We start from the raw sequence: 11,382 nt of genomic DNA on the forward strand, positions 1-11,382 counted from the left end.
AGCAGGACCCTTACAACAACGTGGTGCGTACCGCCTACGAGGCGATGAGCGCGGTTCTGGGCGGCACGCAGTCGCTGCACACCAACGCGCTGGACGAGGCGATCGCGCTGCCGACCGATTTCTCGGCCCGCATCGCGCGCAACACGCAGTTGATCCTGCAGGAGGAAACCGGCGTCACCAACGTGGTCGATCCGCTGGCCGGGTCGTATTACGTGGAGCGGCTGACCCACGACCTGGCCGAAAAGGCGTGGGAACTAATCGAGGAGGTCAAGGAAATGGGCGGCATGACCAAGGCGGTTGCCAGCGGCATGCCCAAGCTGCGCATCGAGGAGACCGCCGCCACCCGGCAGGCGATGATCGACCGCGGCGATGAGGTGATCGTGGGCGTCAACAAGTACCGCAAGGAAACCGAAGACCCGATCGACATCCTCGATATCGACAACGCCAAGGTGCGCGACGGCCAGGTGCGCGCGCTGGAACGTATCCGTGCCACCCGCGACCAGGCCGCCTGCGACGCGGCGCTGGACGAGATGACCCGCCGTGCGCGCGACGGCGGCAACCTGCTGGAAGCCGCGGTAGACGCCGCGCGCGCCCGCGCAACCGTAGGAGAGATCAGCATGGCCATGGAAAAGGTGTTCGGCCGCCACCGCGCCGAGGTCAAGACGCTGGCCGGCGTCTACGGCGCCGCCTACGAGGGCGACGAGGGCTTTGCCGCGATCCAGAAATCGGTCGAGGACTTCGCCGAGGAAGAGGGCCGCCGGCCCCGCATGCTGGTGGTCAAGATGGGCCAGGACGGCCACGACCGCGGCGCCAAGGTGATTGCCACGGCGTTCGCCGATATCGGGTTCGACGTGGATGTGGGGCCGCTGTTCCAGACGCCGGAGGAGGCCGCGCAGGACGCCATCGACAACGACGTGCACGTCGTCGGCATTTCCAGCCAGGCGGCCGGGCACAAGACCCTGGCGCCGCAACTGATCGAGGCGCTGAAGGCGCGCGACGCGGGCGATATCCTCGTGATCTGCGGCGGGGTGATCCCGCAGCAGGATTACGAGTTCCTGAAAAAGGCCGGCGTGAAGGCCATCTTCGGCCCCGGTACCAACATCCCCGAGGCGGCGCAGGATATCCTGAAACTGATCCGCGAAACGCGCGGCTGAGGCCGGGGTGCGAGGGGGGCTGTCCGCCCCCCGCCGCGCGTGCCGCGCGCCTCCCCCCGAGAGTATTGCGGGAAAGATGAAGGACAGGGACATGGTGGAGTTGGATCATCTGGCGGTGGCGGCCGAAACGCTGGAGGCGGGGCGTGCGCATGTCGAGGATGCGCTGGGCGTGGCGTTGCAGCCGGGCGGCGCGCACCCGGATTTCGGCACGCACAACCTGCTGTTGGGGCTGGAGGATGGGCTTTACCTAGAGGTGATCGCCATCGACCCGGCGGCGGCGGCGCCGGGGCGGGCGCGTTGGTTCGACCTGGACCGGTTCGCGGGTACGCCGCGGCTGGCCAACTGGATCTGCCGGTGCGACGACCTGGAGGCCGCGCTGGCGGCGGCGCCGGCGGGGGCCGGCGTGCCGGTGGAGTTGGTGCGCGGCGATCTGCGCTGGCGCATGGCGGTGCCGGGCGACCGGGTGTTGCCGTTCGGGGGCTGTTTCCCGGCGTTGCTGCAATGGCGCGGTGCAGGGCACCCGGCGGCGCGGCTGGCGGCGTCGGGGTGCCGGTTGCGGCGGCTTGTTCTGGCCCACCCCGAGGCGCGCGCGCTGTGCACGGCGCTGGCGGCGGTGCTGGACGATGACCGGGTGGTGGTCGAGGCAGGCGCTGCGCCGGCGCTTGTGGCCGAGTTCGACACCCCGCACGGACGCCGGAGCCTGGCGTGAGGCTGCGCGCGGCCGGGCCGGGCGACGCCGGGGCGGTGGCGGCGATCTGGAACCCGATGATCCGCGACACCGCGGTGACCTTCAACAGCGCGCCAAAGACCGTGGAGGGATTGCGCGCGCAGTTCGCCGCCTGCGCAGCCGAGGGGCGCCCGTTCCTGCTGGCCGAGGAGACGGGCGGCGCGGTCGTGGGCTTTGCCACCTATGGCCGGTTTCGTGCCGGGCCGGGCTATGCGCACACGATGGAGCACACGGTAATCGTGTCGCAGCAGGCGCACGGGCACGGTGTGGGTCGGGCGCTGATGGCGGCGCTGTGCGAGCACGCGCGTGCCGCGGAGGTGCATTCGCTGATCGCGGCGGTGAGCGCCGAAAACCCCGGCGCCGTGGCATTTCACGAGGCGCAGGGGTTCGCACGGGTGGCGCGGCTGCCGCAGGTGGGGCGCAAGTTCGGCCGCTGGATGGATCTGGTGCTGTTGCAGAAATTCCTGTAGGCGCACGCGGCCATGGCGCGCTGACAGCGCCGGCGAATGCGGTTAGGATGAAGGCATGTCGATCTGGTCACGCATCACCGAGGCGCTCTCGGCGCTCAGACAGGGCGAGGGGCTGAGCGCCGTCTTCGACCGGCTGCGCACGGCGAGCGCGCCGGAACGGTCTGTCGCTTTCACCATCGCAGTGCTGGCGCTGTCGGCCAAGATGGCCAAGGCCGACGGGTTGGTGACCCGCAACGAGGTCAGCGCCGCGCGCGAGGTGTTCACCATCGCCCCGCGCGACGTGGCCGGTGCGGCGCGCGTGTTCAACCTGGCGCGCCAGGACGTGGCCGGCTACGAGGAATATGCGCGCCGGATCCGGGCGATGTTCGGCGACGGGAAGGAGTGCCTTTGCGACCTGATGGAGGGGCTGTTCCATATCGCCGTGGCCGACGGTGTCTATCACGAGGCCGAAGATGCCTTTCTGCGCCGGGTGGCGGAGATATTCGAGCTGGATGAGCGCGATTTCCGCCGCCTGCGCAGCCGTTTCGTGCCCGACGAGGCGGACGATCCCTACGCGGTGCTGGGGGTAAGCAGGGATGCCTCGGCCGATGAGGTGCGCCGCGCATGGAAGCAACTGGTGCGCGAGAGCCACCCCGATGCGATGGCCGCGCGCGGCGTGCCCCCCGAGGCGCGGCAGATGGCCGAGAAACGCCTGATCGACATCAACCGCGCGTTCCGGGAAATCGCCGACGAGGTGGCCTGAGGCAGGCGCCCCCGAGGCGCCGTTTCCGGGGCTCGCCCCGTCGCGCGTGCCGCGCGCGCCCCTGGGGATGTTTGTGGAGAGAGGAAATGGCCGATCATGGAAGAGATCGCAAACTGTTGCGCACTTTGGTATAGGCGAGAGGCATGAATCAGGTAGCGAAGATACTGGCGGTGGTGTGCCTGGTGGCCGCCCCCGCCACGGCCGAGCAGCAGCCCCCCGATGGGCCGGGCGCGCAGCAGCCGGATGCGGGCCGGTCACTGATGGAGAAAGGCGCGCGGATGTTCCTGCGCGGCCTGATGGATGAGGCCGACCCGGCGCTGGAAGGGTTGCGCGACTTTGCCGGCGAGATGACCCCGGCAGTGCGCGATTTCCTGCGCGAGATGGGGCCGGCGCTGGCCGGCCTGCTGGAGCGCGTCGAAGACATCACGAATTACCACCCGCCCGAGATGCTGCCCAATGGCGACATCATCCTGCGTCGCAAGCGCGAGGCGCCGGCCCCGCGGCCGGCGCCGCCGGAGGGCGAGATCGAGCTGTGAAAATGCGCGCCGGCGCGGCCGACGGGGGAGGTGGTGCGCCCGTCGCTGTCAGGCCGCGGAATAACCCCGCCGTGCGCGCGCGACGGTGACGCGCGATTGCGCGTCCAGCGTGGCCGCGAGCGATTGGAACCGGGTTTGCGCCACCTCGCCGAAGAGCGGCTCGACCTCGGGCGTGAGGCGTAGTTCGAGGAGCTTCTTCTTGGGGAACCAGCGCAATTCGCCGGGGCTGGCATCCTTTTGCGGCCACAGCATGGCGCCGAATCGCATCGCCTTGCCGAGGACTTCGGCCTGGTGCAGGCTGGCCTCGTCGATCAGCGACACCAGCGGCGCGAAGCGCGCGTTGGCGCGCTTGTTGCTGTAGCGGTGCAGCAAGGCCAGGCCCAGGAACACCCGTTCGGAATGTTTGAGCCCGCCGAGGTTGGCACGGGTGGCGTTGTCAAAGCAGTCCTCGGCGCGGTAATCGGGGTGCGCGCGCCAACTGACGTCATGCAGCAGGCACGCCGCCTTGACGATGCGGCGGCGGTGGTCGGGGGCGGATTTGAACAGCGGGCGGATAAAGGTGTAGAGCGTGCGGCCGAAGCCCGGCAGGCGGGCGTCCTTGGCCTCGGCGTAGGTGCACGATTCGATCAGCGGGTCGCGGTCGCGCAATTGCTGCGGCATCTGTTCATAAAGCATGCCCTCGCGGATACCGTAGCTGCTGATCGCGATGTCGCGGGGGTGAAACGTCTTGACCACCTGCTTGAGCACCTCGGCCGCCAGTGGCACCAGCGCCATGCGGCTTGACGACACGCTGGCGCGCGCGCGCAGCGCATCGGGGTCGCTGTCGGCGATGTATTTCGCCGTCTCGCGGATCGCGGCCGGGCTCATGCGGTATTCGTGCAGCACATGCAGCGGATAGCCGAGCCGCTCCATGTCGATTCGGGCGAAGGCGCGCCACGAGCCGCCGACCAGAAACAGACGGTTCTTTTGCGGGCCCATGTGCCCGGCCATGTCGGATAGGGTTTGCTTGATGAACGCCTTGCGCCCCTTCTTGCCGCCCTTCATGCTGCTGAGTTTGAGCGGGCCGATCTGTGCGCTGATGCGCCGGCCGACGCGGCCGCCCGATATCTCGGCCAGTTCCATCGACGAGCCGCCCATGTCGCAGACCAGCCCGTAGGAGCCCGGCCAGCCAAGCAACACGCCTTGTGCCGAGAGCCGGGCCTCTTCCTCGCCGTCGATCACCCACAGTTGGATGCCGGTCTCGGATTCGACTTCGGCGCGGAACTCGGGGCCATCGGTGGCCTCACGCACGGCGGCGGTGGCCACGGCGGTAAGCGGCGAGATGCCCATGCCATCGGCCAGGTGCCGGAAGCGGCGCATTGCCGCCAGCGCGCGCATGCGCCCCTCGGGGTTGAGCTTTCCGGTTTTCGACATCCCGGCGCCGAGGGCGCACATGATCTTTTCGTTGTAGAAATATGCTGGGCTGCGGGCGGCGCCGTCGAAAACCATCAACCGCACCGAGTTCGAGCCGACATCGACAACGCCGACGCGCGACAGCGCCCGCGACGAGGCGTCGTTGAACAGCGGCCGCCCGAACGGGCCCCAATCGTGTGGCTGCGGCTCAGGCGTGCCGTCCATGGCTGGTGATCCCCCTCGAGGTGACGCGCGCGCGCACAATGCGACAGGCGCGACGGGGCGTCAATCGGGCACGGTTGCGGGGGCAGCGGCGAATGGGCGCGGGGCGGGTGCGCGTTCAGTCCTCGGTGTGGGTGAGCTGCGGCACGTCACCGGCGCCGGCCGAGCCACGCCCCGACAGCGACGGGTATTCCATGAAGAAGCGGTGGCAGTTGAAGGCAAACGTGCCCTCTGGCACCTCGGCGCGCTCAAAGCTGCCGTCGGGCGACATCACCCAGCTTTGCGCCACGTCGGCCATGTTGGCGGCCATGATCTGGCTGACGATCTGGGCCTTGACGGTGGCGTTCTCGATCTCGACCAGCGTTTCCACCCGCCGGTTGAGGTTGCGTCCCATCCAGTCGGCCGAGCTGATGAAGACGCGCGCCTTCTTGTGCGGCAGGCCATGGCCGTTGCCGAAGCACACGATGCGCGAATGTTCCAGGAACCGCCCGACGATGGATTTCACGCGGATATTTTCCGACAGGCCCTCGACCCCGGGGCGCAGCCCGCAGATGCCACGCACCACGAGGCTGATCCTGACCCCGGCCTGGCTGGCGGCGTAGAGCGCGTCGATCACTTCCGCCTCGACCAGCGCGTTCATCTTGGCCCAGATCACCGCCGGGCGGCCGGCGCGGGCGTGCTCGATCTCGGCCGCGATCATGTCGAGCAGGCGCTGCTTGAGCGAGATCGGCGAAATCGCGAGGTTTTCCAGGCCCTCGGGCTGGGCATAGCCCGACAGGTAGTTCATCACCTTGGTGGCGTCGCGGCCGAGCTTGGTATCGCAGGTGAACAGCGACAGGTCGGTGTAGATGCGCGCGGTGATCGGGTGGTAATTGCCGGTGCCGTAATGGGTATAGGTAACGAGGTGCTCGCCCTCGCGCCGCACCACGGTGGAAATCTTGGCGTGGGTCTTGAGGTCGAGAAACCCGTAGACCACGTGCGCGCCGGCGCGTTCCAGCCGCCGCGACTGGCGGATATTGGCGGCCTCGTCGAAGCGCGCCTTCAATTCGACCAGCGCGGTGACCGACTTGCCGTCCTCGGCCGCCTCGCACAGTGCGGCGACGATGGGCGAGTTCTTGGATGTGCGGTAGAGCGTTTGCTTGATTGCCACCACGTCGGGGTCGCGCGCGGCCTGTTGCAGGAAACGCACCACCATGTCGAAGGTCTCGTAGGGGTGGTGCAGCAGCATGTCCTTCTGCCGGATGGCCGCGAACATGTCGCCGTCGTGATCCTGCACGCGCTCGGGCACGCGCGAGGTGAAGGCGGGCCACATCAGGTCGGGGCGGGATTCCAGGACCAGTTCCTCGACGTCGGCGATGCCGATCATGCCGGTCACCTCGACCACTTCGTCGGAGGTGACATGCAACTCGTTCATGATCAGGTCGGTCAATTCCCCGGGGGCGCCGGCGCTGATCTTCATGCGCACGACCTCGCCGCGCTTGCGCCGCTTGAGGGCGGTTTCGAATTCGCGCACCAGGTCTTCGGCTTCTTCCTCGACTTCCAGGTCGCTGTCGCGCAACACCCGGAAGGCGCAGTGACCGCGCATCTCGTAGCCGGGAAACAGGCTGTCGAGATGTTCCAGCAGCAATTCCTCGAGCGGCAGCAGCCGGTGTGTGCCTTCGGGCGCGGGCAGCGCCACGAAGCGGTCGATCTGTGCCGGGATCGGCAGCAGCGCCCGAAGGGGGCGCTTGTCGTTGTGCCGCTCCAGTTGCAGCGCCAGGCTGAATCCGGTGTTTGGGATGAACGGGAACGGGTGTGCCGGGTCGATGGCCAGCGGCGACAGCACCGGGAACACGCGGTCGAGGAACACCGTGTCGAGGTGGCGCTTGTCGTCCTGCGTCAACCCGGAGCGGTCGAGGATGGTGATGTTCTCGGCGTCCAGTTCCTGCCGCAGATCCGTGAATATGCTCTGCTGGGCCTCCATCAGGCGACGCGCGTCGGCGTTGATCAGCTTGAGCTGCTCGGCCGGAGTCAGCCCGTCCATGGCCGGCGTGGTGTTGCCCGCCTGCGCCAGTTCACGCAGGCCGGCGACGCGGACCGTGTAGAATTCGTCGAGGTTGGCGGCCGAGATCGACAGGAAGCGCACCCGTTCCAGCAGCGGCACGCGCGGGTTCTCGGCCTCTTCAAGGACGCGCCAGTTGAAGCCCAGCCAGCTCAGCTCGCGGTTGTAGAAGCGGGCCGGGCCGGTGAGGTCGAGCTCGGGTAGCGCCTGCGGCGCATCGAAGGGCGCCTTTAGGAAATCCGCATGAGTCATGAGGGGCTTGTGCTCAATTCCTGTGACATTGGAATGACGGACTGTGGCGGTGCGGAAGGAAATTGTCCAGTGTCGCGCGGCAGGCGCGCCGGGATGCGCCGGGCGTGCCGGGGCAGGCAGGCAATGGCGCGGGTCAGTACCAGGCGTCGGGCATCGAATCCTTGCGCTCAGCGATGAAATCGCGCAGCGCCGCGTCGGTGGCGGGGTCGATGGCGGGCGGCTCATAAGCGGCCAGCATTTCGCGCCAGCGCGTGTTGGCGCGTTGCAGCGCGTCCTCGCGCCCGGCCTCGACCCAGGTTTCCCAGGGCCTGTCGTCGTTGATGGCGCTGTCCCAGTAGGCGGTCTCGAAGTGGCGCATGGTGTGCGCGGTGCCGAACATGTGGGTGCCCGGCCCGCCCTCGGCCAGCGCGTCGAAGGCCAGAGTTTCGTCGGTTACGTCCAGCCCGTTGGCGTAGGTGTGCAGCATTGCGCAGATATCGGTGTCGAGCACGAATTTCTCGAACGACATCGACAACAGCCCGTCCAGAAACCCGGCCGAGTGCAGCACGTAGTTGGCACCGCATTGCACCGCCGACATCATCGACATCATCGCCTGGGTCATCGCCTGCCCGTCGGGCAGCTTGGAGGTGCTGAAATTGCCCGCGCAGCGCAGCGGCAGGTTCAGCCGCCGCGCCAGTTGCCCCATCACCAGCGAGCCGAGCGCCGGTTCCGGTGTGCCGAAGGTGGGCGAGCCCGAACGCATCGACAGCGACGACAGGAAACTGCCCAGGATGGTCGGCGTGCCGGGGCGGACAAGCTGCGTGAGCGCGCAGCCGACCATGGATTCGGCAAGGTTCTGCGCTACCGCGCCGGCCATGGTCACCGGCGCCACCGCGCCGCCCAGAAGGAACGGTACGTGGATAGACCCCTGACCGGCGGCGGCATAGGTGCGGATGCCGCGGGTCGACACCCCGTCCCACACCATTGGCGAGGTGGCGTTGAAATTGCCCATGATGACGCAGTTTCGGTCGACGAAATCGGCGCCGAAGAGGATGCGGCACATCTCGATGCTGTCGGCGGCGCGCTCGGGGGCGGTGATCGAGCCCAGGAACGGCCGGTCGGAATAGCGGATGTGGGCATGGACCATGTCGAGATGGCGCTTGTTCACCGGCTCGTCGGTGGGCTCGCAGATGGTGCCGCCGGAATGGTGCAGCCATGGCGAAGCCTGGCCGAGTTTCACCAGCGCCTCGAAATCGGCCAGCGTGGCGTGGCGGCGGTTGCCGTGCATGTCCAGGATGAAGGGCGAGCCGTAGGAGGGGGCGAAGACCATCGCATCGCCGCCGATCTCGACCGAATTGGCCGGGTTGCGGGCGTGCTGGGTGAACCGCGCCGGCGCGGTTTGCAGGATGTCGCGGATCAGGCCGGGCGCGAAACGCACGTTCCATGCCTGATCGCCGGCGGGGCTGACCCGGCCGCCGGCCGCGCGGAACATTTCGACCGTGTCGGGGTCGTCGCGGAACTCGATGCCGATCTCGTCGAGCAGCCGGTCGGCGGCTGCCTCGATGCGCGCGAGCGCGGCGTCGCCGAGGATGTCGTAGGTCGGCACCCGGCGGTTGATGAAAGGCACCCGCAGCGCCGGGTTTTCCCCCGGCGTGGCTGAACGTTGCGGCTTACGCCCCGGGCGGCCGCGGCGGGGCGGGGCGCGGCCATCGGTGCGGGGGCTGTCGCTGTCGCCTTGCGGGGTGCCTTGTTGCATCGCTGTCATCCTGTCTGGCGGGCAATAGTGTGCTTGAGGACACGACAGCACGGGTGTGGACGCATTGTCGGTGCCGAAAACGACATGTGTGTCGTTAAAGTTGACGATACTGTTGGAAATTGCGGTCACATCGAAACGCTGTTACGTCACCGGGGACAGCGGGGAGCAGGTTTTGACACGTCTGAAACCGGAAAAGACCAGCGGTTGGCGCGGCTCGGAAGAGCTGTGGCTGCAAGCCGCCTACGAGACGCTGGTCGAGCAGGGCGTCGATGCCGTCAAGGTGATGGAACTTGCCAAGCGGCTGGAGCTGTCACGAACCAGCTTCTACGGCCATTTCGACAGCCGCGAGGCGCTGCTGGCGGCGCTGGTCGAGCGCTGGCGCGTCAAGAATACCGGCAACCTGCTGGCGCGCACCCAGGCCTATGCCGAAACCATTGCCGAGGCGCTTTTCAACCTGTTCGATTGCTGGCTGCGTGACGATCTTTTCGACGCGCGGCTGGATTTCGCGATTCGCAACTGGGCGCTGGCCGACCCGGAACTGCGCGCGGTGCTGGAGGCCTCGGACCAGGACCGGATCGACGCGATCGAGGCCATGTTCGCGCGATTCGGATACAGCCCGGACGACGCGCGCGTGCGCGCCTACACCGTCTATTTCACGCAGATCGGTTATATCTCGATGATGGTCGAGGAGCCCCCCGAGCCGCGCATTCGGCGCATGCCGCTCTACGTCGAAACCTTCACCGGCACCTGCCCCACCGAGGCCGAGATCGCCCGCTTTGCCGCGCGTCACGGGATGTCGGCCGATTTCGTGCAGGGCCGCGCGGGCGGGCAGACAGAGCTGTAGCGGGTCGGTCGAAAGCCCGCGGCCGGTCATTGGGGGGCGCTGCCCCCGTCGCCTTGCGGCGACTCCCCCGGAGTATTGCGGGAAAGATGAAGGCCCCGGGCGTTGCAGGCACGCCCGGCTTCATCTTTCCAAAAATACTCCCGCCGGAGGCGGCCGGCGGCGCGTCGGGCTGCCGGGCTCATAAATCCTTGAGCAAGCGCAACGCGTCGTAGATCGCGGCGTGGGTATTGCGCGCCGCGACCGCGTCGCCGATGCGGTAGAGCGCGAAGGCGCCGTCGGGATTGTCGCCCTCGGGCTGCGGGTGGCCGGCCAGCAGCGCATCCTGATCCACGGCGCCGCGGTTGCGCGAGTGCGCCTTGAGATCGAAGTAGAGATCGTCAAGCGGCACGGTGCCGTGGTTGACGACGACCTGGTCGAAATCGCGCGTCTCGCGGTGGTCGGAATAGTCGGTGCCGATCACCGCGCGCAGGCGGTTGCCGTCGCGGCGCACGGCCTTCAGGCGGTAGGTGACGGTAAAGCTCACGTCGCGCGATTGCAGGCTGCGCATGTAGGGCACCAGGTTCATCGCCATCACGTCGGGGGCGAAGCTGCGGTCAGGGGTCATCACCTCGACATGGGCGCCGGTGGCGGCGACCACTTCGGCGGCCTGCAACGCGGGGTGGTCGCCGGCGTCGTCGTAGACCAGCACCCGCGCGCCGGGTTTCACGTCGCCGGCGATGATGTCCCAGGCCGACACGACCAGGTCGTCGCCTTCTTCCAGCACCTGTGTGTGCGGCATACCGCCGGTGGCGACGATCACCACGTCGGGCCCTTCGGCGATGACGTCGGCGGCCTCGGCATAGGTGTTGAAACGAAAGTCCACGCTGCGCGCGGCGCATTGGGCCATGCGCCAGTCGATGATGCCCATCATTTCGCGCCGACGGGGGCTTTGCGCGGTCAGGCGCACCTGCCCGCCGGGGTCGGCGGCGGCCTCGAACACGCACACGCAATGGCCGCGCTCGGCGGCGACGCGCGCGGCTTCCAGCCCGCCGGGCCCGGCGCCCACGACCACGACGCGCTTGCGCGCCCCGGCGGGGGCAATGGCGTGAGGCATTGATAATTCGCGCCCCGTGGCGGCGTTGTGGATGCACAGCGCATCGCCGGCCTGGTAGATGCGGTCGAGGCAATAGGTGGCGCCGACGCAGGGGCGGATGTCGTGCTCGCGGCCCTCGATGATCTTGCGCACGATATGCGGGTCGGCCATGTGCGCGCGGGTCATGCCGACGAG

The 11,382-nt window shown here is 68.2% G+C and carries 10 protein-coding genes; 6 read left to right on the forward strand and 4 right to left on the reverse strand.

The window, feature by feature from the left end; all coding sequences use genetic code 11:
• The 5 genes from Q0L89_RS03525 to Q0L89_RS03545 all read left to right on the forward strand — a co-directional run.
• On the forward strand, positions 1-1,154 hold a 1,154-nt coding region (locus Q0L89_RS03525), incomplete at its 5' end, for a methylmalonyl-CoA mutase family protein (protein WP_296762596.1).
• Positions 1,155-1,245: 91 nt separating this feature from the next.
• Positions 1,246-1,863 carry a VOC family protein gene (locus Q0L89_RS03530; protein WP_296762608.1) on the forward strand — a complete coding sequence of 206 codons (618 nt, stop codon included), beginning with the start codon at positions 1,246-1,248 and terminating at the stop codon, positions 1,861-1,863.
• Positions 1,860-2,351 carry a GNAT family N-acetyltransferase gene (locus Q0L89_RS03535; protein WP_296762597.1) on the forward strand — a complete coding sequence of 164 codons (492 nt, stop codon included), beginning with the start codon at positions 1,860-1,862 and terminating at the stop codon, positions 2,349-2,351. Before Q0L89_RS03530 ends, Q0L89_RS03535 begins: the two co-directional genes overlap by 4 nt.
• A 55-nt stretch (positions 2,352-2,406) precedes the next feature.
• Positions 2,407-3,093 carry a TerB family tellurite resistance protein gene (locus tag Q0L89_RS03540; protein ID WP_296762599.1) on the forward strand — a complete coding sequence of 229 codons (687 nt, stop codon included), beginning with the start codon at positions 2,407-2,409 and terminating at the stop codon, positions 3,091-3,093.
• A gap of 143 nt (positions 3,094-3,236) precedes the next feature.
• Positions 3,237-3,629: a hypothetical protein gene (locus Q0L89_RS03545; RefSeq protein ID WP_296762601.1), complete on the forward strand. Its 393-nt coding sequence runs from the start codon at positions 3,237-3,239 to the stop codon at positions 3,627-3,629.
• Positions 3,630-3,677: 48 nt separating this feature from the next.
• Here Q0L89_RS03545 and Q0L89_RS03550 read toward each other — a convergent pair whose 3' ends face one another.
• From Q0L89_RS03550 to Q0L89_RS03560, 3 genes are all read right to left on the reverse strand, one after another.
• Complete coding sequence (locus tag Q0L89_RS03550; protein ID WP_296762602.1) at positions 3,678-5,246, reverse strand: Ppx/GppA family phosphatase; 1,569 nt, start codon at positions 5,244-5,246, stop codon at positions 3,678-3,680.
• A 115-nt stretch (positions 5,247-5,361) separates the two neighbouring features.
• The gene (locus Q0L89_RS03555) at positions 5,362-7,536 is read right to left on the reverse strand and encodes an RNA degradosome polyphosphate kinase (RefSeq protein ID WP_296762603.1); all 2,175 of its coding nucleotides are present in this window, start codon (positions 7,534-7,536) and stop codon (positions 5,362-5,364) included.
• A gap of 133 nt (positions 7,537-7,669) precedes the next feature.
• Entirely contained in the window at positions 7,670-9,271 is a 1,602-nt protein-coding gene (locus tag Q0L89_RS03560) for a trimethylamine methyltransferase family protein (RefSeq protein ID WP_296762609.1), read from the reverse strand.
• Positions 9,272-9,443: 172 nt separating this feature from the next.
• Here Q0L89_RS03560 and Q0L89_RS03565 point away from each other — a divergent pair, with 172 nt between their 5' ends.
• Positions 9,444-10,115 (forward strand): TetR/AcrR family transcriptional regulator, encoded by a 672-nt coding sequence (locus tag Q0L89_RS03565; RefSeq protein ID WP_296762605.1) that lies wholly within the window; start codon positions 9,444-9,446, stop codon positions 10,113-10,115.
• 178 nt (positions 10,116-10,293) lie between these two features.
• On the opposite strand, the gene Q0L89_RS03570 is transcribed toward Q0L89_RS03565, so the two are convergent.
• Positions 10,294-11,382: FAD-dependent oxidoreductase (locus Q0L89_RS03570; protein WP_296762606.1), on the reverse strand; the 1,089-nt coding region annotated here is incomplete at its 5' end.

Source organism: Sediminimonas sp., from assembly GCF_024637375.1.
Lineage (GTDB): Bacteria > Pseudomonadota > Alphaproteobacteria > Rhodobacterales > Rhodobacteraceae > Sediminimonas.